Origin of the sequence: Rhizorhabdus dicambivorans, from assembly GCF_002355275.1 — a bacterium.
In the GTDB taxonomy this organism is placed as follows: Bacteria; Pseudomonadota; Alphaproteobacteria; order Sphingomonadales; family Sphingomonadaceae; genus Rhizorhabdus; species Rhizorhabdus dicambivorans.
This window is the reverse complement of record NZ_CP023449.1, coordinates 3037018-3060950: the sequence shown is the minus strand read 5'-3', so window position 1 is coordinate 3060950 and position 23933 is coordinate 3037018. Positions and strand designations below refer to the sequence as shown.

At 64.5% G+C, this 23933-nt stretch carries 26 protein-coding genes and 1 tRNA gene; 17 read left to right on the top strand and 10 right to left on the bottom strand.

Annotation, left to right across the window (positions count from 1 at the left end; all coding sequences use genetic code 11):
- The gene (gene istB / locus CMV14_RS14450) at positions 1–801 is read left to right on the top strand and encodes an IS21-like element helper ATPase IstB (protein WP_066970386.1); all 801 of its coding nucleotides are present in this window, start codon (positions 1–3) and stop codon (positions 799–801) included.
- A gap of 103 nt (positions 802–904) precedes the next feature.
- On the opposite strand, the gene CMV14_RS14445 is transcribed toward istB, so the two are convergent.
- Positions 905–1246, bottom strand: coding sequence for a ParB N-terminal domain-containing protein (locus tag CMV14_RS14445; protein WP_096367748.1), 342 nt, complete (start codon positions 1244–1246; stop codon positions 905–907).
- 65 nt (positions 1247–1311) lie between these two features.
- Positions 1312–2490 (bottom strand): hypothetical protein, encoded by a 1179-nt coding sequence (locus CMV14_RS14440; protein WP_139114762.1) that lies wholly within the window; start codon positions 2488–2490, stop codon positions 1312–1314.
- A 570-nt stretch (positions 2491–3060) separates the two neighbouring features.
- Between CMV14_RS14440 and CMV14_RS14435 the strand changes: the two genes are divergently transcribed.
- Positions 3061–3408 carry a fumarylacetoacetate hydrolase family protein gene (locus CMV14_RS14435; protein WP_238147046.1) on the top strand — a complete coding sequence of 116 codons (348 nt, stop codon included), beginning with the start codon at positions 3061–3063 and terminating at the stop codon, positions 3406–3408.
- Positions 3409–3489: 81 nt separating this feature from the next.
- On the opposite strand, the gene CMV14_RS14430 is transcribed toward CMV14_RS14435, so the two are convergent.
- Positions 3490–4161: an exopolysaccharide biosynthesis protein gene (locus CMV14_RS14430; RefSeq protein WP_083216025.1), complete on the bottom strand. Its 672-nt coding sequence runs from the start codon at positions 4159–4161 to the stop codon at positions 3490–3492.
- Positions 4162–4599: 438 nt separating this feature from the next.
- On the opposite strand from CMV14_RS14430, the gene CMV14_RS14425 reads away from it, so the two are divergent.
- Positions 4600–5010, top strand: a complete 411-nt coding sequence (locus tag CMV14_RS14425; protein WP_066967360.1) for a PRC-barrel domain-containing protein — start codon at positions 4600–4602, stop codon at positions 5008–5010.
- 63 nt (positions 5011–5073) lie between these two features.
- On the opposite strand, the gene CMV14_RS14420 is transcribed toward CMV14_RS14425, so the two are convergent.
- The gene (locus CMV14_RS14420; RefSeq protein WP_238147045.1) at positions 5074–5241 is read right to left on the bottom strand and encodes a YdcH family protein; all 168 of its coding nucleotides are present in this window, start codon (positions 5239–5241) and stop codon (positions 5074–5076) included.
- A gap of 254 nt (positions 5242–5495) precedes the next feature.
- Here CMV14_RS14420 and CMV14_RS14415 point away from each other — a divergent pair, with 254 nt between their 5' ends.
- Entirely contained in the window at positions 5496–6350 is an 855-nt protein-coding gene (locus tag CMV14_RS14415; protein ID WP_066967357.1) for an alpha/beta fold hydrolase, read from the top strand.
- 187 nt (positions 6351–6537) lie between these two features.
- Positions 6538–6693, top strand: a complete 156-nt coding sequence (locus CMV14_RS26790) for a hypothetical protein (protein ID WP_192876291.1) — start codon at positions 6538–6540, stop codon at positions 6691–6693.
- Between the two features lie 232 nt (positions 6694–6925).
- Here CMV14_RS26790 and CMV14_RS14410 read toward each other — a convergent pair whose 3' ends face one another.
- Positions 6926–7291 (bottom strand): hypothetical protein, encoded by a 366-nt coding sequence (locus tag CMV14_RS14410; RefSeq protein WP_139114761.1) that lies wholly within the window; start codon positions 7289–7291, stop codon positions 6926–6928.
- A gap of 271 nt (positions 7292–7562) precedes the next feature.
- On the opposite strand from CMV14_RS14410, the gene CMV14_RS14405 reads away from it, so the two are divergent.
- The 5 genes from CMV14_RS14405 to hslU are packed head-to-tail and all read left to right on the top strand — an operon-like array spanning position 7563 to position 11640.
- On the top strand, positions 7563–8270 hold the full coding sequence (locus CMV14_RS14405) for a cistern family PEP-CTERM protein (protein ID WP_238147302.1): 708 nt from the start codon (positions 7563–7565) through the stop codon (positions 8268–8270).
- Positions 8271–8298: 28 nt separating this feature from the next.
- Positions 8299–8652 (top strand): DMT family protein, encoded by a 354-nt coding sequence (locus CMV14_RS14400; protein ID WP_066967348.1) that lies wholly within the window; start codon positions 8299–8301, stop codon positions 8650–8652.
- 60 nt (positions 8653–8712) lie between these two features.
- On the top strand, positions 8713–9264 hold the full coding sequence (gene hslV / locus CMV14_RS14395; protein WP_066967344.1) for an ATP-dependent protease subunit HslV: 552 nt from the start codon (positions 8713–8715) through the stop codon (positions 9262–9264).
- Between the two features lie 13 nt (positions 9265–9277).
- The gene (locus CMV14_RS14390) at positions 9278–10324 is read left to right on the top strand and encodes an aldo/keto reductase (protein ID WP_066967341.1); all 1047 of its coding nucleotides are present in this window, start codon (positions 9278–9280) and stop codon (positions 10322–10324) included.
- 14 nt (positions 10325–10338) lie between these two features.
- The gene (hslU, locus tag CMV14_RS14385; protein ID WP_066967338.1) at positions 10339–11640 is read left to right on the top strand and encodes an ATP-dependent protease ATPase subunit HslU; all 1302 of its coding nucleotides are present in this window, start codon (positions 10339–10341) and stop codon (positions 11638–11640) included.
- Between the two features lie 108 nt (positions 11641–11748).
- On the opposite strand, the gene CMV14_RS14380 is transcribed toward hslU, so the two are convergent.
- The gene (locus tag CMV14_RS14380) at positions 11749–12522 is read right to left on the bottom strand and encodes a DUF1134 domain-containing protein (protein WP_066967335.1); all 774 of its coding nucleotides are present in this window, start codon (positions 12520–12522) and stop codon (positions 11749–11751) included.
- A gap of 154 nt (positions 12523–12676) precedes the next feature.
- On the opposite strand from CMV14_RS14380, the gene CMV14_RS14375 reads away from it, so the two are divergent.
- From CMV14_RS14375 to CMV14_RS14365, 3 genes are all read left to right on the top strand, one after another.
- Positions 12677–12769: transfer RNA gene (locus CMV14_RS14375), tRNA-Ser, on the top strand.
- Positions 12770–13142: 373 nt separating this feature from the next.
- On the top strand, positions 13143–13598 hold the full coding sequence (locus tag CMV14_RS14370; protein ID WP_176489104.1) for a DUF4365 domain-containing protein: 456 nt from the start codon (positions 13143–13145) through the stop codon (positions 13596–13598).
- On the top strand, positions 13589–14800 hold the full coding sequence (locus CMV14_RS14365) for a hypothetical protein (RefSeq protein ID WP_066967328.1): 1212 nt from the start codon (positions 13589–13591) through the stop codon (positions 14798–14800). The genes CMV14_RS14370 and CMV14_RS14365 overlap by 10 nt, the downstream gene beginning before the upstream one ends.
- A 39-nt stretch (positions 14801–14839) precedes the next feature.
- On the opposite strand, the gene CMV14_RS14360 is transcribed toward CMV14_RS14365, so the two are convergent.
- The 4 genes from CMV14_RS14360 to CMV14_RS14350 form a co-directional block, all read right to left on the bottom strand.
- Complete coding sequence (locus CMV14_RS14360) at positions 14840–15439, bottom strand: recombinase family protein (RefSeq protein WP_066967325.1); 600 nt, start codon at positions 15437–15439, stop codon at positions 14840–14842.
- Between the two features lie 125 nt (positions 15440–15564).
- Entirely contained in the window at positions 15565–16134 is a 570-nt protein-coding gene (locus CMV14_RS26480) for a hypothetical protein (RefSeq protein WP_139114760.1), read from the bottom strand.
- A gap of 412 nt (positions 16135–16546) precedes the next feature.
- Complete coding sequence (gene hutC / locus CMV14_RS14355; protein WP_066967321.1) at positions 16547–17275, bottom strand: histidine utilization transcriptional repressor HutC; 729 nt, start codon at positions 17273–17275, stop codon at positions 16547–16549.
- Positions 17272–18669: a formimidoylglutamate deiminase gene (locus CMV14_RS14350; protein ID WP_408014331.1), complete on the bottom strand. Its 1398-nt coding sequence runs from the start codon at positions 18667–18669 to the stop codon at positions 17272–17274. Before CMV14_RS14350 ends, hutC begins: the two co-directional genes overlap by 4 nt.
- Before the next feature lie 65 nt (positions 18670–18734).
- Here CMV14_RS14350 and hutI point away from each other — a divergent pair, with 65 nt between their 5' ends.
- The 4 genes from hutI to hutU are packed head-to-tail and all read left to right on the top strand — an operon-like array spanning position 18735 to position 23915.
- A complete protein-coding gene (gene hutI / locus CMV14_RS14345) occupies positions 18735–19928 on the top strand; it encodes an imidazolonepropionase (protein ID WP_066967385.1) in 1194 nt (397 codons plus the stop codon).
- Complete coding sequence (gene hutH, locus CMV14_RS14340; protein WP_066967318.1) at positions 19925–21445, top strand: histidine ammonia-lyase; 1521 nt, start codon at positions 19925–19927, stop codon at positions 21443–21445. Before hutI ends, hutH begins: the two co-directional genes overlap by 4 nt.
- Positions 21445–22248: an N-formylglutamate deformylase gene (gene hutG, locus CMV14_RS14335; protein ID WP_066967314.1), complete on the top strand. Its 804-nt coding sequence runs from the start codon at positions 21445–21447 to the stop codon at positions 22246–22248. Before hutH ends, hutG begins: the two co-directional genes overlap by 1 nt.
- Positions 22245–23915, top strand: coding sequence for a urocanate hydratase (gene hutU / locus CMV14_RS14330; protein WP_066967311.1), 1671 nt, complete (start codon positions 22245–22247; stop codon positions 23913–23915). Before hutG ends, hutU begins: the two co-directional genes overlap by 4 nt.
- Positions 23916–23933 lie beyond the last annotated feature (18 nt).

The following is a 23933-nucleotide window of genomic DNA, read 5'->3' as shown; positions in this document are numbered from 1 at the left end:
ATGCCGCTGCCAGCCATCGAGGCCGAACCCACCAGCGTGCCGCCCGCTGTACTACTGGCCAACCATCTCAAAGCGCTCAAGCTGCCCACCTTTGTGCGCGAGTATGAGAAGGTCGCCTTCGAGGCCGCGCAGGATCGGGCCGATTACCCCCGCTATCTGCTGCGCCTGTGCGAACTTGAACGGATTGATCGCGAGCGCCGGATGGTGGAGCGCCGTATCCGCATGGCTCGCTTCCCGCACACCAAGAGCTTTGACACCTTCGACTTTGCAGCCCAGCCATCACTGAACAAGGCCTTGGTTCTGGAACTGGCGCGCGGTGAATGGATCGAGCGGCGGCGTAATGTCATTGCGCTGGGCCCCAGCGGCACCGGTAAGACCCACACCGCCCTCGCGCTAGGACTGGCTGCGTGCCAGAAAGGGCACAGCGTGGCCTTCACAACGGCCGCGGCGTTGGTCCATGACCTGATGGAGGCTCGCGACGAGCGTCGCTTGCGCAGCCTGCAAAAGCATCTGGCATCTGTAAAGCTGCTGATCCTCGACGAGTTGGGATATGTACCATTCACCGCCGTGGGCGGCGAGTTGCTGTTCGAGGTACTCAGCCAGCGCTATGAACGCGGCAGCACGCTGATCACCAGCAATCTGCCCTTCGATGAATGGACATCGGTGTTCGGCTCCGAACGCCTGACCGGCGCCCTGCTCGACCGGCTGACACACCACGTCCACATTCTCGAGATGAATGGTGACAGCTTCCGTCTCGCCAGCAGCCGCAAGCGCCAGAAGGACAAGGGGGAGGATAAATGACCTAAGAACGGGCGGCCATCGGCAGCGGGAAATCGGCTTCCGCTCCGCTCCAGCCGCTTCCCCGCTGCCGATGCTGCCCAGCCTCAACCTTGGGGCTTTTTGTTCAAACCAACTGGCCCCATTTTAAACCGGTGCCTGGCCCGTTTTTATCCCGGCGTTGACAGCTGGCGTTGATGATGATCGGCACGATATAGCCGAGCACCTTCATGGCGTTCATCACGCGCTCGACCTGGTCGGCTTCACTCTTACGCACCCGCCGCCCGGCAGCCTTCAGGTCTGCCAGACGCCGCTCCTCGAGCTTCAGGAGGGGTGCCAGATCGTTGCGGGCGGTGTATGCGACGGACTGAAGAGTGACCTCATCTGCACGACCCTTGCGGCGTGCGCGTTCGCGCTCCTGGACCTGTTGCTTCAGCCCTGGCGGCAGCTCTCGAACCTGAACTCCCATCTTCTATCTCCAAAATTGATCGATAAGGAGCCCGCTTATCGTTGTCGGGCTCGCGAAGGACGATTTCAGTGTTTGGTTCGGGGGCCGTGGTTCCACCCGGCCTTGTTACGGATTTGCTGATATCCGTTGCCTTGCTTGGCCCAGAAGATAATCTCACCTTGCTTGGCGAAACTGGTCATGTCCGACGGGTGGCCAGTAGGTGGGTCGGGCTCTTGCTCAACTTCAGCGCTGTCCGGCGGCTCGGACGATGCTTGAGACGAGGCTGGGTTGGAGCCGCTAACAACATAATCAGTCCAAAGGGCACCCTTGGGACCACTCCCGGCATCGGGCGACGGAGTAGAGTGTGCTGGCTGATCGTCGACGGCCGGCGAGGCGGATTCGATGTCTAGATCAGTACCAAAATCTATCTCGGTGGCCGGCTCGAGCGACGGTTCTTCCTTTCCCTTCATCGAGTGATCGGCAGCATCATCAGTCGAGCCACCCACCTCAGATCCCAATGATTCCGTCGTTTCGCAATCGGTACTTTCTATGTCGTCGGCGGCGCAATCGTCCGCGAAATCGGCGGCGATCGGCATATCATCTTCAACCGATGCGCCACTCGGATCTTCATCGAACTCGGCTGCGTCCTTCGCGAACTCTGCCGCCAAACGATCCTCTTCTCCCTCGAAGAGGCAGAAATCCAGGATTTCGTCCCACGCTTTGTCGTCGGTCAGCTTCCCCTTAGAGGCCGCATGAAGCACTTGCTTCTTGAGGCCTTGCATCCGCCTTTCCCACCACGCCCGATTTGTCATTTCGAAATCCCGAGCGCGAAGGTACTGACGCTGACCTAGCCTCTCAAAGGCGCCAGCTGTGATGTACATACGCATGCTCTCTGTACGATCTCGACGAGACCCAGTGAGAATGTCCTTTCTAAGCTGATCGAGAGCAGCGTAGATGAACGGGACTTTCGTACGCTTACCGTTGATCGTATACGGCACGGGCTCTTCGAGCATGTCTGCGCCGACATCCGCAGGGTCTGTAACCTTAAATGAGCGTGGGCGTTTCTTTGGATCGACTACGTCAGGCGCCGACCAATCATGATCGGCAGGCGGCTTCGGCGTTTTCCGAGCCGCCTGGTTACCGTGCTTGAACCAATTATTCTTATTGGTCTTGCAGTAACCGTTCTCATAATCAGCTTGCGCCGCACGCTCCTTGCGCTGCCGCTTCCGATCCTCAGTAGATTCATCTCGACGTGACGTACCCATGCTCGCCCCCCGGCTGATAACTCATGATCATGAGCGCGACATCGACAGCGCGAACCCACACGGGTTCGAGCTGGAATATCGCGGGTGCGGCGCTGTCGATCCTACGCGCGGACAATGTGCCCGACCGAGTAAATTACAGAGCCGCTACCTCATCAGTCTGGCGTGCTGAAACCTGAGCTATCCGTAACCTCAACGAGGCATAGCTCTCCACGGTCAGGCGTGCAGTCACCCAAGGTAGGTAGGCGCCGGTTGCCCGGAACCTGTCTCCTTAATCTCAGAAGTTGGAAGGGCGGGTCAAGGGTCCCGTCGAAAATTTCTTCCGCGATTGCCCCGCTCTGAACCGGCTTGATATTGCAGGTTCCGACGTTCAATTTCTCGTTTGGATGACAGTCAATTCTCGTTTCAGGAAAACGAGAATTCAGGCAAAAGCGTGCTCAATAGACCCGCATTTGCTGGCGCTTTCAAAATCGGCTTCCAGCCGTTCCGTGAATTTCACATAAAACGAGAATTTACCGAAATTCGAAACCGCAAGAGCCGAGCTTTTCGTGAGACCGGTACTCACCCCACTGGGTGGCGCACCATTTTTATGGGCAGGGGCAGGATGGCTACGCGCCGATGGGGCCGTGCATCGTCACCCGCGACGAGATACCCGATCCCCAGACGCTCGACCTTCATCTGGCCGTGAATGGCGTCGAGAAGCAGCGTTCGAACACCAGCTATATGCTGTTCAAGGTGGACGAGCTGATCGCCGACATCAGCCGCGGCATCACGCTCGAGCCCGGCGACATCATCGCCACCGGTACGCCCGACGGGGTCGGCGCCGGGCGGGACCCGCAGCAATGGCTGTGGCCCGGCGACGTGGTCGAAGCCGGGATCGATCGCATCGGCATGATCCGTCACCCCGTGGTCGCGGTCTGATCGCTCCGCGGAGAGGCCGGTCAGACCGGCAGGCCCTCTCCATTTCCCGACCGTCGGTGCCCTTGCCGGCGTGGCTGGCAGTCATATCGGGAAGGAGAGGGCCTCAGCGATCCATTCGCCTATGCGGAAGGCGCCATAGCCCAGCCCCGCCGCCACGCCGCCGCTGGCCAGCGTGGCCGCGACACCGGCCAGAACCGCAATCCCGTCCCGGTTCAGCAGGCCCAGCGCGAACAGCGCGATGGCCGCGCCGGGCAGGGCGTTGCCGAACGGGATTGGCAAAGCGAGCATGATCGCCAGGGCGAGGCAGGCCAGGCCGATCAGCCGGTGCCCCAATATGCCGGTCAGCGGGGCGATCCGCCGCTTCAGCACGGTCTCCACCCGGCGGCTGACCGGGGAGAGGCGGCCGGCGATGGCGGCGAACCTCTCGGTCGCCACTTCGCGGCGGAGCAGCCAGGCGGGCAGCCAGGGGCGGCGCACGCCGAAGGCCAGCTGCGCCGACAGGATCATCAGCGGGATCGACAGTGCGATGTCGACGAAGGGCGGGGTCGGGAAGATGTTGGGCGCGGCCAGCAGGAACAGCAATCCCGCGAAGCATTTGCTCCCCAGCGCGGAGGTCACGTCGTCGATCGAGATGCAATCCCCTGCGCAGCCCGATGCCAGCACCTCCAGCGTATCGGTCAGCAGGGTGTCGGAGGACGGCGAAACGGCACAGGCGTCACGGGCGGTGGTGGCGATCTGGGGACTGGTGGACACGGCCGATCAACTGCGGATCGCTCCGGGATGTTCCCGACGTCTCTCGTGCTGATCAGGCCTGTGCTGGCTGGGTGCTCCGGCCGGCGTCTGGCGTCGGCCCGTTTGCGAGCGGCAGCGTGAGCCAGAAGTCGGTATCTCCGGAGCGGCTGTCGAAGTTCAGCTCGCCGCCATGCCCCTCGACGACCGCCTTGGTGATGTTGAAGGTCCGTCGAGCCCGGCATCATCATGTCGAGGATCGCCTCGCTAATAGGAACAATCGCCTGCCAATTCATGTTATGATCGGAAACCGCCCCGTCGGATGCTGCTCGTCCGACGCGGGGCTGAAGCGGATCGCCGGGTGGTCGTCCGTCACCCGCCCGCTCGATGGCGTTGCGTTGCCGTGATCCGCGAACCGTCGGCCAATTCGGCCGCCTCGGTTCGCCCAGCAGGAGAGGAAGGATGACCGCACCATTTTCGGAAGCCGCCCCCCCGACCGACGGGACCAGCGAACATCGGCTGATCCTGGCCAGCCGAGTCAACGACACGCCGGTGTTCAACAAGGCCGGCGACAGGATGGGCCATGTCGACGATCTGTCGATCGAGAAGGAGAGCGGCCGGGTGATCTATGGGATCATGTCGTTCGGCGGCTTTCTGGGCATCGGTGAGAAATTCCACCCCGTGCCGTGGTCGATGCTGACCTACGACCCCGAACGCGCCGGCTTCGTCGTGCCGCTCGATACCTCGGCCCTGGAAGGCGCGCCCTACTACGACCGGACCGAACTCGCCTCGCTCGGCGGCGCCACGCCCCACAGCTACGACAGGCAGATCTTCGATTATTACGGCCCCTATGGTCCGCTGCCCTACTGGTGAGGGTGGCCGCCAAGCCGGAGGCGGCGGGCAGGCTGGGTTTCTGATCCCGGCCCGCCCGCTGGGTCAGCGTCGTCGCATCAGGCGCTCCAGCCGGTCCTTGATCGACAGCTTCAGCCGCTTGAGCCGCATCAACTGCAGGCTGTCGGGAAACGGGCGCCGCCGCTCGTCGCGGAGCGCGCTGTCGATCCGTTGGTGGAGTTCGGTAAGGCGATAGAGCCGCCAGGTCATCATGGTCTCCTCTTGATCAAACCAGGGTCTGATCGGGAAATCCGATGGCTTTTGGCGGATAGACTGGTGGCCGCCGTCTTCGCATCGGATCTACCGATGCGGTCCGACATCGCGTGGCGCCACGGCCTGTGCCGTCAGCGCCGCGCCAGAGGGGCCCGGCCCGCACGGTTGAGCTAGGGCGTGGCCGAGCCGCTTTCAAGGGGCGGCCGGCGATCAATAAGGTTGATTTCCTTCCTCCGCCGTGGAAGGCGCGATGCATGACCAGCTTTCGCGTCGAGCGTTTCGAAACCCCGGACGGATTGACCTTGGTGGCCGATGTCGGGGGGCCTGAAGGCGCGCCTTCGGTTGTCCTGCTGCACGGCGGCGGCCAGACCCGGCACAGCTGGGCGGGGACGATGGGGCAGCTTGTCGATCAGGGTTATCGCGTCATCAATGTCGACGCGCGGGGCCATGGCGACAGCGATTGGGCGCCGGACGGCGAATATCGCTTCACCACCCAGGCGGGCGACCTGATGGCGATATTGGCGAAGGTCGGCCGGCCCGTGGCCCTGGTCGGTGCGTCCATGGGGGGAGCGACCTCCTTTTACGCGGTCGGCAGCCATGCCGAGCCGATCGCCGACGCCCTGGTTCTGGTCGATATCGTGCCGCGCCCGGCCGAGGGCGGTGCGCGCCGCATCCATGCCTTCATGAACGCCAACCCCGATGGCTTCGCTTCGGTGGAGGAGGCGGCCGACGCGGTCTCGGCCTATTATCCGGAACGGCCGCGGCCCAAGGATGTCAGCGGGCTGCGCAAGAATCTGCGGCTGCGCGACGGTCGTTACTACTGGCATTGGGATCCGCGCATCCTCGAAATGACCCAGCAGGCCGAGCCACCGCATTTCTCGGATGAACTGATCAGGGTCGCCCCTTGCGTCACCCTGCCGACGCTGCTCGTCCGTGGCGGAAAGAGCGACGTCGTTGACGATGCGGGGGTGGCGGAGATGCTGCGCCTCGTTCCCCACACCGAGATATTCGATGTCGCGGGTGCCGGCCACATGGTCGCCGGCGACCGCAACGATCCTTTCAGTGCCGGAATGATTGCATTCCTCGGGCGGCACATTCCGCCGCGCTGACGCGTCCATGCGGTGCGGTCTTGGTCGAAAAGCCGCGCATTTCCGCCCTTCCCTACGGCACCAATCCTTTGCTGCGGTGCAATATTTCCTTGGCGGCCCCTTCCGTTCGCTCCTGGATCATGGTAAATATCTTTTCCTGACAAGAAACGAACGGGAGAGATCGGCGTATCAGTATCGGGGACGGCTTATGATTGAGGTATTCGAATCCCGGCTGCGGTTCCTTACCCACTGCAGCCAGCGCGAGCGGCTCCTTGCCGCTGCGGCGCAAACCGTGGAAGCCAGGCGGATTCACCAGAAGCTGGCGCAGATGTACGAGCGCGAGGCAACGCGCATCGACCGCTGACATGTGACGGGCGCCGTCCTTCCCCCGATCGGCGGCGCGGTCGGCGTTCCTGCTCCTGCAGGTAATCGCTACACAGGATCGGCGGGGCCGATCGGATACGCAAAGCTACGATACGACGCGCACTGGATCGCGTTACCGCCTCTCTAGCGGGCCGGCCTTTTGTCCAAGCCTTAAGGCCGGCCATGTGCATGTGCTGCCGGCATTAGACTTTAGCCTATCGACGATGATCCGATCAGTTCGAGGCGGCGGCGGAAGCGGTCGTCGCTGCTGCCAGCGCGGTGACAGGGGCGGGGGCGGGGGGTGGCACAGTGGCCGGGGCCGCTGTGCCGGCCGTACCGCAGCCATGGCGTTCGAGCAGGCGGGCACGGATGTAATTGGCTTCCCGGAAACTGATGCGGCGCGGGCCGGCCGACAGCAGCGCGCGCGAAAAGGCGAGTTGCTCGGCAGCACGCGCGGCGTCGTCGCGCAGGAACTGCGGGCATATGAAGCTCTGGTCGATCGCGGCGATGGTCGATGCCAGGCTGCGTTCGGCCTGTGCCGGCGCCGGCAGGGTGAAGGCGAGCAAGGCCACCAGGGCCATATGGCTTCGTTTCGTCATCGCTCGGATCCCTGTCATGCCCGCTGCCGCGATGCTCAACGCCGCGGCCGCGCGCTTGTTCACGGGAAAGTGGGGAAGCGTGCGGATTTTAGCTCCGCCTTAAGGCGCCGACGCTATGGCATCGTCACGGGACGGGCGGGCGCGAAAGGTAAAAGATGGTGAACGGCTTCGACTTTCGATGGGCCCCAGGTGGCGTCCGTAACGATTCCGTGCTACAAGCCCGGTGGGCTGGCGACAGTGGGGCTCGTCCGGTCACTGGGGTATGCGTATGATGCGTCGTGTGAAACTGGCCATTGCGGCCGCTATGCTGGCTGCAGCCATGGGCGCACCGGCCTCTTCAGCCGTCATCGTGAATGCGTCCAATGTGGGCTATAATTTCACGATCGACTATACGGGTCAGGTTGGTGGGTCGACCACGAACCTGGTTGGCGGTCTTGGCAATTTCATCTTCAACGGGGTCACCAACAGCGGGCTGACCTATAATTTCAGCTACGCGATCACGAACGACTCGAGCGTCTCGTCGCGCCTGACCTCGTTCGGCTTCGATGTGAGCCCCGATGCGACCGGCGCCGGTTCGACGGGATTTTTCTCGAGCACCAATTTCAACAATAATTTCCCCGAGGGCTTCGGCAAGGTCGACGTCTGCTTCGAAGCGGACAGCAACGGCAATTGCACCGGCGGGTCGGGCGGCCTGATCCAGAACCAGACCGGCAACGGCACCTTCGCGCTGACCTTCTCGCAGGTGATGAACCAGGTCACGCTCGAGGATTTCGTCACCCGCTTCCAGTCGATCAACCCGACCGTGAACGGCAGTTCGTCGGGCATCGGCGTCGGCGCGCTGGTCAGTGGCGGGGGCGGCGGCACGCCGATCACCGCGCCCGAGCCCGGCACCTGGCTGATGCTGCTCGTTGGCTTCGGGCTGGTCGGTGGCATCATGCGCCGCCGCGACAGCGTCGCCCTCTACCCCCAGGCGGCCTGACCCCCTTTCCTTGAACGGCGTTCGCGTTATGCCTGCGGGCATGACGCTGACTCCGCTCGCCCTCCTCGTCGCCTCCAATCTGTTCATGACGATCGCCTGGTACGGCCATCTGAAGTTCACCGACACGCGCCTCTGGATCGTGATCCTCGCCTCTTGGGGGATCGCGCTGATCGAATATTGCTTCGCCGTGCCGGCCAACCGGATCGGCTATCTCCACGGCTGGAGCGCGGGCCAGCTCAAGATCGCGCAGGAGATCATCACGCTATTGGTGTTCGCCGGCTTCGCCGTGCTGGTGCTCGGCGAGCAGCTCGGCTGGCGGCATGTCGGCGCCTTCGCCTGCATGGTCGGCGCCGCCTGCTTCATGTTCCTTGGCCGTAACTGACGCGATTGCACTCGCGGAGCGGGCACCCCATATCGCCCCCGCAAAGCATTCAGGAAGCATATGAGCGAACTCCCCAAATGGCATGGCACCACGATCCTGTCGGTGCGCAAGGGCGGCAAGGTGGTCGTGATCGGCGATGGCCAGGTCTCGATGGGCAATACGGTGATGAAGCCCAATGCCCGCAAGGTACGCAAGCTGGGTGACGGATCGGTGATCGGCGGCTTCGCCGGTGCCACCGCCGATGCCTTCACTTTGTTCGACCGGCTGGAGCGCAAGCTGGAGCAGTTCGGCGGCCAGCTGCTGCGTGCCGCGGTCGAGCTGGCCAAGGACTGGCGGACCGACAAATATCTCCGCAACCTGGAGGCGATGATGATCGTCGCCGACAAGCAGGTGACGCTGATCCTGACCGGCAATGGCGACGTGCTGGAGCCGGTCGGCGGGGTCGCGGCGATCGGGTCGGGCGGCAATTTCGCCCTGTCGGCGGCGCGCGCGCTGGTCGATTACGAAGCCGATGCCGAGACGATCTGCCGCAAGGCGATGGCGATCGCCGCCGAACTCTGCGTCTTCACCAATGACAGCCTGACGATCGAGACGCTCGACAGCGCCGCCTGAACGGGGAGATTCGATGCTCTATTCCAAATTGGGCCGCACGGGCCTCATCGTCTCGCGCCTGTCCTTCGGGGCGATGACCTTCAGCGACGGCGCGGTCCGCATGCCGAACCTCGATCGGATCCGGGCCGATGGCGTCGACGCGATCGTCGGCCAGGCGCTCGACGCCGGGATCAACTTCTTCGATACCGCCGACATCTATGCCTATGGCGAGTCCGAGATGCTGCTGGGCCGCGCCCTCGCGCCGTATCGCGACAGGGTGGTGATCGCCACCAAGGCGGGCACGCGGACGGGGGAGGACCATAATGGCCGGGGGCTCAGTCGTACGCATCTGCTGAACGCGATCGACAAGAGCCTCGACCGGCTCGGGACCGACTATGTCGACGTCTATATCTGCCACCGCGCCGATCCGCTGACGCCGCTGGAGGAGACGCTGTCCACGCTCGACCAGATCGTGCGCAGCGGCAAGGCGCGCTATCTGGGCTTTTCCAACTGGCCGGCCTGGATGGTGTCTGCGGCGCTGGAGATGCAGCGGGCCAATGGCTGGGCGCCCTTCACCCACGGCCAGATGAGCTATTCGCTGCTCGATCGCGACATCGAGCATGACGTCGTGCCGATGATGCGCCATTTCGGTATCGGCCTGACGGTGTGGAGCCCGCTGTCGAGCGGTTTCCTGAGCGGCAAATATACGCCCGACAATATATCGGACCCGGCCAACCGCCTGTCCGCCTCGATCTGGCACCGCTTCGATTTCGAGCGGGGTTTCGCGGTGGTGGACAGGCTTCGCCCGATCGCCGAGGCGAAGGGCGCCTCCGTCGCCCAGGTCGCGCTCGCCTGGCTGCTGGCGAAGGACGAGGTGAGCAGCGTGATCCTCGGCGCCGCCAAGCCGAGCCAGCTCGCCGACAATCTGGGGGCGGTGAATGTTGCCCTGGATCCCGCCGAGATCGCCGAACTGGACGCGCTGACCGCGCCAGTGCCGATCTACCCCAATAATTTCCTGGCCGCCACGCAGGACAAGGCCATCGCCACGGCGCTTGCGCGCCGGCCTGGCGACAAAGACTGAAAGCCCCGACAGAGATGAACGATCAACTGACTCCCAAAGCCATTGTCGCCGCGCTCGACGCGCACATCGTCGGTCAGGCCGATGCGAAGCGCGCCGTCGCAGTGGCGTTGCGCAACAGGTGGCGCCGCCAGCGCCTGCCGGAAAATCTGCGCGACGAGGTTACGCCCAAGAACATCCTGATGATCGGGCCCACCGGCTGCGGCAAGACCGAGATCAGCCGCCGGCTGGCGAAGCTTGCCGACGCCCCCTTCGTCAAGGTCGAGGCGACCAAGTTCACCGAGGTCGGGTATGTCGGCCGCGACGTCGAGCAGATTGCCCGCGATCTGGTCGAGGAAGCGGTGCGGCTGGAGAAGGAGCGCCGCCGCGCGGCGGTGAAGGACAAGGCTGAGGAAGCCGCAATGGCGCGCCTGCTCGATGCGCTGGTCGGCAAGGACGCCAGCGAGGCGACCCGGCTCGCCTTCCGCCAGCGTTTCGAGGAGCATCAGCTCGACGACAAGGAGATCGAGATCGAGGTCGAGGAGTCGGGCGGCATGCCGTTCGAGATGCCCGGCATGAACGGCCAGGTCGGCATGATCAACCTCAGCGACATGATGGGCAAGGCGTTGGGCCAGGGCCGCACCAAGCGCCGCAAGATGACGGTGCGCGCCGCCTGGTCCAAGCTGGTCGACGAAGAAGCCGACAAGCGGCTCGACCAGGACGAGGTCAGCCGGGTCGCGCTCCAGGATGCCGAGCAGAACGGCATCGTCTTCCTCGACGAGATCGACAAGATCGCGGTCAGCGACGTGCGCGGGGGATCGGTGAGCCGTGAGGGCGTGCAACGCGATCTGCTGCCGCTGATCGAAGGCACCACCGTCTCGACCAAATATGGGCCGCTCAAGACCGACCATATATTGTTCATCGCGAGCGGAGCCTTCCATGTCGCCAAGCCGTCGGACCTTCTGCCCGAACTGCAGGGCCGCCTGCCGATCCGCGTCGAGTTGAAGGCGCTGACCGAGGAGGATTTCGTCCGCATCCTCTCCGACACCCGCGCAAGTCTGACCGAACAGTATCGCGCGCTGATCGCGACCGAAGGGGTCTCCGTGGAGTTCACCGACGACGGTATCGCCGCGATCGCGAAGATCGCGGCCGAGGTAAACGGCCAGATCGAGAATATCGGCGCCCGCAGGCTCTCGACCGTGATGGAGAAGCTTCTGGAGGAGGTGAGCTTCGATGCCGAGGATCGCCAGGGCAGCACCGTCCGGGTCGATGCGGCCTATGTCGACGCGCAGCTCAGCGCGGTGGCGCGCAACACCGACCTGTCGAAATATGTGCTGTGACCCCAAGTAACCCGGCTGTCCCGCGCGTCGCCGCGGCGGAGGCCGTAAGCGACGCGCGCGGCGCCGGAGCCGGTGAGACGGCCCCGGCCTCTGCCGGGGCGCCGGGGATCAGAAGGGGATCGACTTCGATTTCCGCGTGAAGTTCATATAGCCGACATTGACGCCCAGCCGCCAGCCGACGCCCAGGCGGATCGGGATCAGCACCACGTCGCCGCGCCGCAGATAGGTCGCGGTGAAGCCGCCGACGATATAGGCGGTGCCCTCCACGGCGGGGTAGCGCTTGAAGATGTCGGCGCTGTCGAACAGATTATAGACCAGAACGAAGCTCTTGGCGCCGTTGGCGCCCAGATCGAAGCCCAGTGACGGGCCGGTCCAGTAGATCGGCAGCTGGCCCTCCACCTTGTGGAACAGCGTGCCCGATCCGTAGCGCACCCCGACGATGATCGCGCCGCCCGCCTCGCGGCCGGCGATATAGGCATTGGGGCGGCCCTGTTCGGCGAACACCTTCTCGATCAGCTTGGCGAGGCCTTCGGCGCCCTTGCCGAATACCCCCTCGGCGGCGCTCAGCACGTCGTCCTGCGCATAGGTGGTGCCACCCGCCGTGTCGGCGGTCTGGGCGCCCTGCGTCGCCACCGGCATCGCACCCCCCTCGACCGAGACCGCATCGGCCGCCGCCTCGGTGCTGGTGGGCGCGGCTGCCGCTGCCTCGTCGGCCGCGGCGGTGGGCGCCGTCACCCTGGTGCCATAGCCCGCCTCGCTGGCCGGGACCGGGGCGAGGTCGTTCGCCTGGTTCGGGTCGACCGTCTGGATCTGTGCCTGCGCCGCACCCGCAAAGGCCAGCGCGACCGCAGCCGAAAGACCCAGCAACGTCCCCTTGATCATCACATACTCCACTGCCAGCTTTGCCGCGCGCTAGGTAAAGCCGCTTTTGGCTGTCGCTGCAATGAACGCGATCATGAATATTGCTGGCAGATTTGCCGCGTGAGGCGGTTGATCGCGTCGCAGGTCCCCGCTATAGCCCGCCTCCTGCCGGCCCGGAGACGTGGGTGAGTGGCTGAAACCAGCGGTTTGCTAAACCGCCGTAGGGGGATTACTCCTACCGAGGGTTCGAATCCCTCCGTCTCCGCCAGCCGTCTGACCGGCCGAAAAACTCCATTATTTCAATACACTTAGGCGGAAATGGGTGTGGTCGGTGTACCCCATCGCAGTACCCGTGTGTCGGGCGGTGGATGAGATTTGGACGACACGCGGGGGAAATCTGCGAATCTCCCGCTCCGACGAAGCGGCTGCGAAGTTCCTCAAGCGCCGACTGTCGCCTGCCCACCTAGGGAGTAGTCCTGATAGCCGGATGGTCAGCGAGGGATTGAACAGCATCCCAAGGGGCTGCTACCGATCCTCAACCGCTGGGGCGGGGAGGGGCGGGGGCGCTTCAGGTAGTGTCGATAACTATACAGCATACGCAGGAATGCCTGTGTTCAGCTCACATCCAAGCCCTCGCTGGCGTGGCCGGAGTCAACCTCGCGCTTGGCCACTGCCACGATTACGGGGTCGATGGTCAGTTCGATCCGGTTGTCATCAGGGGCAGGCGCAGGATTACCTCGGGCTTCCCGTTGCAGTTCCAGGCGAAGGCCACGACGAGATGGTCGATGGACGAAGGTCATGTGGTCTACGATCTGGAGGCAAAGACCTTCGACGATATGGTCACCCGCACCGATGATGAATGTACACTCCTCCTCGTGTTGCTCTGCCTTCCGAAGGAGCAGGGGGATTGGCACGCTACCGCTTCACACTCGACGGTCTTGAAGAACTGTTGCTATTGGCATGTTCTTCGCGGCGAGCCCTGCGGCGGCGATACGACGAAACGTATTAGGATACCTGAAGGTCAAGTCCTGACCCCCCAGAGCCTCCTCGAACTGATGGAGGCGGAAAAGTTGAGGCGGATGCAGTCATGGCGATAGCACCCGACTTTCGACGTCAGGATGTCGGCGGCATTCCGTTAGAGATGCTCCGGCGCTACCTCGTTGCACGCCATTGGAATGTCGCTCAGCAATCGTTCGCCGCTCAGTCCACAGCCGAGACTGCAGCCGCCCGCGCCCTGCTCGGTGGTCGCTCGACGCCGCGCCGAAATTTCGATGTCTACCTACAACCTGCCGACACGCTCGATGGCGTGGAGTTGGTCGTTCCGAACGATGCGTCGGCCCCCGGATATCAGCTGGAGATCGAACGCGCGGTCCGCATTTTGGCAGAAGTCGAAGAGCGAACCCCCGCCGAGGTCGCAGCGTCGATCCGGGCGATTGGCTTTGACGTGATCCGTTCTCGGATTCCAGATGGCGCCGTGCTGGATGACACCATTCGCCTAGAGGTTGCTCGTAACTATGTTTTGGGGATCAGGCAGCTGCTTGCCGCGACCGCGACAACCGAACTGCATCCCGAACCTTTCTTCCTGCGAGTGAGGAAGGAGGCTTCCGAATACGCTGACCGGTGCAGGTTCGGGCATACCTTCAAAGGCAGCTTCGGTTTCACCATCGAATCTCCTCTTGAGCCCAATCTTGAGCCGACGTTCGATGGTATCCAGCGTGGTCCATTCGAGCGACGGGTCGTAGAGCGTTTCGCCAAAGGTATAGCTGCCGTTTGTCAGGCTGCGACCAAGGATGATCCCGCATGGATCGTTGAGTCAGCCAAGGCCGGATTCGGAGCGAACGCCTGCGAGCTGTTGGCGGCGATGATTGAGGAGACTTCCTACACCGCCCTGACCTTCGAGTTCTCCCTTAGTCCGGAATGGGTCACCGAACTCCCCCCTGAAGATCAAACTCCGTTCGTCGTTGGCCCGCGCCATGTGGAGATCAGCCGGGCCGCTGCCAAGGCATTGCGAACTCGAGCCGCGCCGCGTGATGAGACAGTGTTCGGCCGTGTGGTGAAGCTCGCTACACAGGCAGACCCCTCGGACCTACTCGACGTTATGGGCGAACGAGAAATCGCCGTTCTGTGGTCGAGCGAATCTCTCGGCGACATCACCGTGCGCCTTTCTCTGGACCCGGAGGCTTATCTGCTGGCGGTGGAAGCGCACGCTACTGGCCGACCCATCCGAGTGAGTGGATCATTAGAGCAGCGAGGTCGCCAGTGGCTGTTGTCCAGTCCCACCGGCTTCGCCGTCCCCTAACCCGCGAGGGGAAAAAGCAGGGCGTCGGAGACGCGGGGCCTACAGGAGGTCTTTGCCGAACATGATGGGTCGGTACCGCTTCACGGTGGCGATGCTGATGCCGAAATGATCGGCTGTCTCCGCGATGGATGCCTTGTTGGCGCTCCTCCATGCGTTCACGGTGTCCTTGTCAGCAGCGAAGGGGCGACCAAGGCTGTCCTTCCCCCGGTGGGTCTTGCCGGTCTCCGCGAGTGCCCTGCGGGCGGCCTCACGGCCTGCCTCGGTACGCTCCGCGATGCGGCGGCGCTCCATCTCCGCGACTTGGGCCAGAACGGCTAGGATCAGTTCTCCAACCCCGCGCCCTATGGGACCGATGCCGTGAACGTCCACCATCACCCCGGCGTCGATTAGTCCGCGCACCGTCGCCTGCACGTCGATGGCATCGCGGCCTAGTCGGTCCACCGCGTAAACATGGACGGTGTCACCGCTGCGGAGGCTTGCGACCATGGCAGCGAAGCCGGGGCGCTCGGCCGCCATCACCCCACCGCGCACCCCTTCGTCGGAATACTCCTGATCGAAGGGGCCACCCATGGCGATCCGCTGGGCTTCGATGGATTGGTCGGATGAGCTGACGCGGTAGTAGGCGACGCGGTGTGACATGGTCTTGGCTCACAAGTTAGGGTGACAATTGCTCGGCTCATAACCCTGGCTCATTTTGCCTGTCAACCTATCTTGTGAGCCTAGTGTGAAACGTACGACTATTAAACACGGCGGCGTGGAACTGTTCAGTCGGGGCGATTTCGCGCGGCACGCGCCTCGATCAGCTTCTGGCGCGCGAAGATGACCTCGGGATGCTTGTCTGAATAGCGATCTCGCGCCGCCGCCAGTTCGGCTTCGGCCTGCTTCACCCTATGGTCGGCATTCATGCTCGTGTCTTGTGGCCCATTCTGCGATTCGGTGCTCCTGCGGTGCTGACTACCAGCAATGCCCTTCGTCGTTTCCGATGTTCCAAGATCTGGAGGGCAACTCGGCACACATAAATCTAATCGGAGACTGGTTCCCGGCTCACAGTGCGCAATATTGTAGCTCACTTGCGCTTGTTTCGGATTGAACAGGTCGAAGCTATGGCTGCGACCCGGTTCGATCCGGTGCCCTTGCTTTTCTTCCCCGATCCTGCCTTCTACTCGAGCGCAAATATTCGCCAGTAGGGGACGGGTGCAATGATTTGTAGCTGTAATTTTTGTGGAGTTCAGCGATCTATCTATACGATGATCAAGGCATTGTTTATCAGAAGGTGGCTGAGCTTCTACTGCTGCATGAGCGATAAGAGCTGTAATAGCCAGTACCATCCGCATCATGTTGCTCCTTGGATCAGAGGTCTTCCACAGGATGGTTCTATGCTCGAAAAGGCGAACGTTGACTAGGCTGCACCTGCCCGCACCACATCTAGTTCTACTGGATAGGCTGAGTAGCTTGGGTCTCAGAAGGCTGCTCACTGTTTCTCGGTCATATCCATCTAGGACGGACTGGCACGAATTAAGGCATCGTCGCCAATCCTTCATACAATAAGCCGCAGTGACGATCGTTCATGTAGCTAATCCGAGGAAGACGAAACCAGCCTCGTGCTGATATCACGCAAGAAAAATAAGTATCGCGAAGCGGGCTTAGTATCGAAACTAGGCTCGGCTTATCTTATAATGAAGATTCGGCGGGATCTACCCCGATGTCTCCTTCTTAAAGCAAACGACCACACCCTTCATGCTATCGTCAGCCGCCCGACCCGCGCAGCGAAACCGCCGGACCGAAACGCGCGATCATGTCATAGGCCGCGCCCGGAAATAGCTGGCGCACATAGGTTATTCGATCGCTCCCTCGCCAGGTCCGGCGCTCGACGCTCAGGCATGGCGATCCGGCGGCAACCTCCAGCAGGCCCGCTTCTGCGGGATCGGCCGCCACCGCGGAAATGCGGGTCTCGGCTTCGGTCCAGGGAACATGCTGCAGCAGCCATCCGCCTGGCGACATGTCGCGTATCTCGGCATCGGCCATGTGCGGGACCGCCGCGACGCTCACCAGGCGATGTTCAAGGCTGAGCGGCACGTTGTCGGCAATGTGGAGGCCGTCGATCTGCAGGAGATTGCCGCCCCCCGCCAGCGAGACTTCGTCGGCATCGTCCGCCTGCGGCATCCGCAGCACGCGGGCCAGCGAGCGATAGATATAGGCCTGCCCCCTCTGCCGCACCTCCGCGCAGATATCGGGGACGTCGAGAACCATCGAATGCACCCTGGGCCGCGCGACGAAAGTACCGGCCTTCTTGCGCCGGTCGATCAGGCCGGCATCGGCCAGGCTCGACAAGGCCTTGTTCACGGTCATGCGCGAGCAATCATAGGCCTGCATCAGCGCCGCCTCGGTCGGCAGGCGGGCGCCTGGCGCGAGCGACCCGTCCAGGATACGTCCTTCGAAATCGGACCTTATCCGTTCGTGCAGCGGCATCCTCACGGGATTAGTCTCTCCAGCGCCGCACGATATCGTTTCGTCACCCGTTCCCGCGCACGGTGCCTGCCGCCGGACACGAGTTTTTCGCCACGGCGCCATACGCAGTCGACGGCCGATCGCCCGGCGGCGAACAGGAAGCTGTCAATCAGCGCGTCGCCGCTCCGGCAGGCGAGGGTGGGATGGTCGAGGTCGAGGCTGACGATGTCGGCCGGTGCGCCGGCGGAAAGCCCGCTGCCGACGCCCAGCGCCGCCGTGCCGCCGTCGAGCGCCGCGCAATAGAGCGCGGCCCCGGTCGACCAGCCGGTCTCATGCGCCATGATATTGCGGCCGCGATGGACCAGCCGCTGCCCATATTCCAGCAGCCGCAGCTCCTCGGCGCAGTCGATCGACACGTTGGAATCGCTGCCGATACCATAGCGGCCTCCCGCCGCGATGAACGCCCTTGCCGGGAAGAAGCCGTCGCCAAGATTGGCCTCCGTGATCGGGCAGAGGCCGGCGATCGCGCCGCTGCGCGCCATCGCCATGGTTTCGGTCTCGCTCATGTGGGTCGCATGGACGAGGCACCAGCTGTTGTCGACATCGGCATGGTCGAGGAGCCATTCCACCGGGCGCCGGCCGCTCCACGCGATGCAGTCTTCGACTTCCTTCATCTGCTCGGCGATATGGATATGGACCGGGCGGCCGGCCATCAGCGGCGCCAGGCCGTCGAGATCGCGGGCCGAAACGGCGCGCAGGCTGTGCGGGGCGATGCCGACGATCCCGTCGGGCAGGCGGGCGACATGCCGATCGGCGCCCTCGATCAGCCGGGCATAGTCGTCGAGCGAGGTAACGAAACGGGCTTGCCGATCCTGGGGAGGCTGGGCGCCGAAGCCGGAATGGCGATAGAGCACCGGCAGGAGCGTCAGGCCGATGCCGCTCTCCTCCGCCGCCGCGACGAGCGCTGCGCTCATTTCCGCCGTGTCCCCGTAATGGCCACCATCCCGATCATGGTGGAGATAGTGGAACTCGCCGACACGGGTGAAGCCCCCCTCCAGCATCTCCATATAAGCGAGGGCGGCAATCGCCTGCATGTCGGCCGGGGTCATGCGGTCGACGAAGCGATACATATGTTCGCGCCAGGACCAGAAATTATCCTCTCCGGCCCCCGGTTTTTCGGTCAGGCCGGCGATGCCGCGCTGGAAGGCGTGGCTGTGCAGGTTGGGCATGCCCGGCAGGCCGCATCCGTGGCGCTGATCCTGCGCGGCGGGCCGCGAGTCCGCCTCGATCGTGGCGATGGCGCCGTCGCTCACTGTCACCCGGACATCGCGCGCCCATCCCCCGGGGAGGAGCAGATGATCGAAAAACAGCGATGAAACAGGAGTCGATCGCATCATCCCCAGCAGCTCCTCCTCGTTCATTTTTTTGTCTATACATTAAATGACATTGATGCAATCATGATAAGGCGATGGCGAAGGGCAAATCGATGAAGTGCGATGCGATCTGGAAGGATGCGCGCCTGGCGACGATGACGGGGGAGGGGCTGGGCATCGTCGAGGACGGCCTCGTCGCCCAGCGCGACGGCGTCATTCTTTACGCAGGCCCGCGCGACGCGGCGCCTCCGGCTGACGCGGTCGAGACCTTCTCCTGCGAGGGCCGCCTCGTCACCCCGGGGCTGATCGACTGCCACACCCACCTCGTCCACGGCGGCAACCGCGCGAACGAATGGGCGATGCGGCTCGAAGGCGCGAGCTATGAGGATATCGCCCGCGCCGGCGGCGGCATCGTCTCGACGATGCGCGCGACCCGCGCGGCGAGCGAGGCCGACCTGATCGGCACCGCGCTTCCCCGTCTCGATGCGCTGATCGCCGAGGGCGTCACGACGATCGAGATCAAGTCGGGCTATGGCCTCTCGACCGGGGATGAGCTCAAGATGCTCCGGGCCGCCCGCGCGCTCGGCGAGCGGCGGCGGGTCCGCGTCGAGCCCACCTTTCTCGGCGCACATGCGCTGCCGCCCGAATATCGCGACGACAGCGACGCCTATATCGATCTCGTCTGCAACGAGATGATCCCCGCCGCCGCGCCGCTGGCGACCGCGGTCGATGCCTTTTGCGAGGGTATCGGCTTCTCGCCGGCGCAATGTGCCCGCGTGCTCGAAGCGGCGAGGGCGCATGGCCTTGCGGTCAAGCTTCACGCCGAGCAGCTCTCGGCGCTCCACGGCAGCGCGGTCGCCGCGCGCCATGGCGCCTTGTCCGCCGATCATCTGGAACATGCCGGCGACGAGGATGTCCGCGCGATGGCGCGGGCCGGCACGGTCGCGGTGCTTCTCCCCGGCGCCTATTATTTCATGCGCGAGACCAGGTTGCCGCCGATCGACGCGATGCGCCGCCACCGAACCCGCATCGCGCTCGCGACCGACAGCAATCCCGGCACCTCGCCGACGACGTCGCTGCTGCTGATGCTCAACATGGGCGCGACATTGTTCGGGCTGACGGTGGTGGAGGCGCTGCGCGGCGTCACCGTCAACGCGGCGGCGGCGCTCGGCCTTACCGATGCGATCGGCACGATCGAGGCCGGCAAGGCCTGCGACCTCGCGATCTGGAACGTCGGGGACCCCGCCGAGCTGGTGTACCGCCTCGGTTTCAACCCGCTTCATCAACGCATCAAGGACGGACGATGATCATCAAGCCCGGCGCCACCACGCTCGCCGACTGGAACGCGATCTACGAAGGCGCGGACGTCGCGCTCGACGCGGGCGCATGGGACGCGATCGACGCCAGCGCCGCGGCGGTCGCGCGCATCGTTGCCAGGGGCGCTCCGGTCTATGGCATCAACACCGGCTTCGGAAAGCTCGCCAGCGTGCGCATCGCCGATGATGAACTGTCGACGCTCCAGCGCAACATCGTGCTCAGCCACGCGGCGGGCACCGGCGCCCCGTCACCCGTGCCGGTGGTCCGCCTGATGATGGCGCTCAAGCTGGCAAGCTTCGGCATGGGCGCCTCGGGCGTACGCCGCGAGACCGTGGCGATGCTCGAAGCCATGCTGGTGAGGGGCCTTGTGCCGGTCGTGCCGTCGCAGGGCTCGGTCGGTGCGAGCGGTGACCTCGCTCCGCTGGCGCATATGGCCGCCGCGATGATCGGCGTGGGTGAGATAGAGCTGGAGGGCCGGCGGGTTCCCGCCGCCGAGGCGCTCCGGCAGGCCGGCCTCGCCCCCCTCGACCTTGGTCCCAAGGAGGGGCTCGCCCTGCTCAACGGCACGCAATTCTCCACCGCCAACGCGCTGGCGGGGCTGTTCCGGGCCGAGACCATCTTCCGTTCAGCCCTCGTCACCGGCGCCCTGTCGACCGAGGCGGCAAAGGGCTCCGATGCGCCGTTCGACGCGCGCATCCATGCGCTGCGCGGCCATGCCGGGCAGCGGGACGTCGGCGATGCGCTGCGCCGCCTGATGGCCGGATCGGCGATCCGTGCCTCGCACGCCTCGGGAGATTCGCGCGTTCAGGACCCCTACTGCCTGCGCTGCCAGCCACAGGTCATGGGCGCCGCGCTCGATCTTCTCCGGCAGGCGGGGGCGACGCTCGGCATCGAGGCCAATGGCGTTTCCGATAATCCGCTGATCTTCGCCGACAGTGACGAGGCCTTGTCCGGCGGCAATTTCCATGCCGAACCCGTCGCCTTCGCCGCCGACATGATCGCGCTGGCGCTGTGCGAGATCGGCTCGATATCCGAGCGCCGCATCGCCATGCTCGTCGATCCGGCGCTGTCCGGTCTCCCCGCCTTCCTCACGCCGCGCCCGGGCCTCAATTCGGGGTTCATGATCCCTCAGGTCACCGCGGCCGCGCTTGTCAGTGAGAACAAGCAGCGCGCCTATCCCGCGAGCGTCGATTCGATCCCGACCTCGGCCAATCAGGAGGATCATGTGTCGATGGCCGCCCATGGCGCGCGCCGCCTGCTCGACATGGCCGATAATGTCAGCGCGGTGATCGCGATCGAATGGCTCGCCGCCTGCCAGGGGATCGACTTTCACGCCCCGCTGAAATCGAGCGATGCGCTGCAGGCCGCGCACATGCACCTGCGCGCCGCCGTCCCGGCGCTGGAGGACGATCGGCATTTCCATCCGGACATGGTCGCGGCAACCGCGCTTGTCCGCACGGGCAGCCTCGTCGCTTCGGTCCCCGCCGGCCTGCCGGGCATCGTCTGATGGACTGGCTGCGCGTGCATCGCGGCGATGCGCCGCTCGTCATCGCCTTTCCCCATGGCGGGACGGACCTCGCCGGCCTCGACGAACAGTTCGTTTCCCCCTGGCAGGCGCGGATCGATACCGACTGGTGGATCGCCGATCTCTACGCCTTCGCCGCCGATCTCGGGGCGACCCTGGTCGCCACCGGCATTTCGCGCAGCGTGATCGACATGAACCGCGATCCGTCGGGCGCCTCGCTATATCCCGGACAGGCGACGACCGACCTCTGCCCGACGACGACCTTCGACGGCGACCCCCTCTACCGGGTCAATGGACCGGACCAGGCCGAAATCGAGCGCCGGCTCGGCCTGTTCCATCGCCCCTATCATGAAGCCCTGGCGGGCGAGCTTCGCCGCCTGAAAGCGGCCCATGGCACGGTGGTGCTCTACGACGCCCATTCGATCCGCAGCCGCGTCCCGCGCCTGTTCGACGGCGAATTGCCGCAGTTCAACATCGGCACCAACGGCGGCGCGACCTGCGCGCCCGAACTCGAAGCCGCCGTCGACGTCATCTGCGCGGCGAGTGGCCACGGCCATGTCGTCAACGGCCGTTTCAAGGGTGGCTGGACGACGCGCCATTATGGTGATCCGGGGCGGGGCATCCATGCGATCCAGATGGAACTGGCCCAGCGCGGCTATATGGCCGAACCCGTGCCACGCACCCCGGCCAATTGGCCGTCGCCGCTCGATTCCGACCCTGCTGTCCTGGCGTCCCTTCGACAGGTCATCGCCGCCGCCCGCGATTTTGCGAAAGGAAAGTCATGACCACCCGCCTCGACAACAGCCGCGTGATCCGGCCCGCGACCGGCAGCGCGATCAGCGCGAAGAGCTGGCTCACCGAAGCGCCGCTGCGGATGCTGATGAACAACCTTCACCCCGACGTCGCCGAGGCGCCACATGAACTGGTCGTCTATGGCGGCATCGGCCGCGCCGCGCGCGACTGGGAAAGCTATGACAGGATCGTCGAGACGTTGAAGCGGCTGGAGGGCGACGAAACGCTGCTGATCCAGTCGGGAAAGCCCGTCGGCGTGTTTCGTACCCACGAGAATGCTCCGCGCGTGCTGCTCGCCAATTCCAACCTCGTTCCCGCATGGGCGAATTGGGAGCATTTCCACGAGCTCGATCGCAAAGGCCTGATGATGTACGGGCAGATGACCGCGGGCAGCTGGATCTATATCGGCAGCCAGGGCATCGTCCAGGGCACCTACGAGACATTCGTGGAGATGGGCCGCCAGCATTATGGCGGTGATCTGTCGGGCCGCTGGCTGCTCACCGCCGGGCTCGGCGGCATGGGCGGCGCGCAGCCGCTCGCGGCGGTGATGGCGGGGGCGAGCTGCCTGGCGATCGAATGCCAGCCGAGCCGCATCGAGATGCGCCTGCGCACCGGCTACCTCGATCGGCAGGCGGCGAGCCTCGACGAGGCGATCGCGATGATCGAAGCGAGCCACGCCCAGGGCAAGCCGGTCTCCGTCGGCCTGCTCGGCAACGCCGCCGAACTGCTGCCGGAGGTGGTGCGTCGCGGCATTCGCCCCGATCTTCTCACCGACCAGACGTCGGCACACGATCCGGTCAATGGCTACCTCCCGGCCGGCTGGAGCCTCGACCAATGGTTTTCGAAGCGCGAGAGTGATCCCTCCGCGGTTGCCACGGCCGCGAAGGCGTCGATGGCGGTGCATGTGCGGGCGATGCTGGACCTGCAGGCGGCGGGCGTGCCGACGACCGATTACGGCAACAATATCCGCCAGATGGCGAAGGACGAAGGCGTGGAGAATGCCTTCGACTTTCCGGGCTTCGTCCCCGCCTATGTCCGTCCGCTGTTCTGCCGGGGCATCGGTCCGTTCCGCTGGGTGGCGCTGTCGGGTGATCCGGAGGATATCTACAGGACCGACGCGAAGGTGAAGGAACTGCTTCCGGACAACGCGCATCTCCACAACTGGCTCGACATGGCGCGCGCGAGGATACAGTTCCAGGGCTTGCCCGCGCGCATCTGCTGGGTCGGTCTCGGCGATCGGCATCGGCTCGGCCTGGCCTTCAACGAGATGGTCGCGAGCGGTGAGCTGAAAGCCCCCGTCGTGATCGGCCGCGATCATCTGGACTCGGGCTCGGTCGCCTCGCCGAACCGGGAAACCGAGGCGATGCGCGACGGTTCGGATGCGGTCAGCGACTGGCCCTTGCTCAACGCCCTGCTCAACACGGCGAGCGGCGCGACCTGGGTGTCGCTCCACCATGGCGGCGGGGTCGGCATGGGCTATTCGCAGCATAGCGGCATGGTGATTGTCGCCGATGGTACGCCGGAGGCGGCGAAGCGGCTGGAGCGTGTGCTGTGGAACGATCCCGGTACCGGCGTGATGCGCCACGCCGATGCGGGCTACGACATCGCCCGCGCCTGTGCCGTGGAAAAGGGCCTCGACCTGCCGGGAATCCTGGGCTGAGCATCATCCCGAATGCCG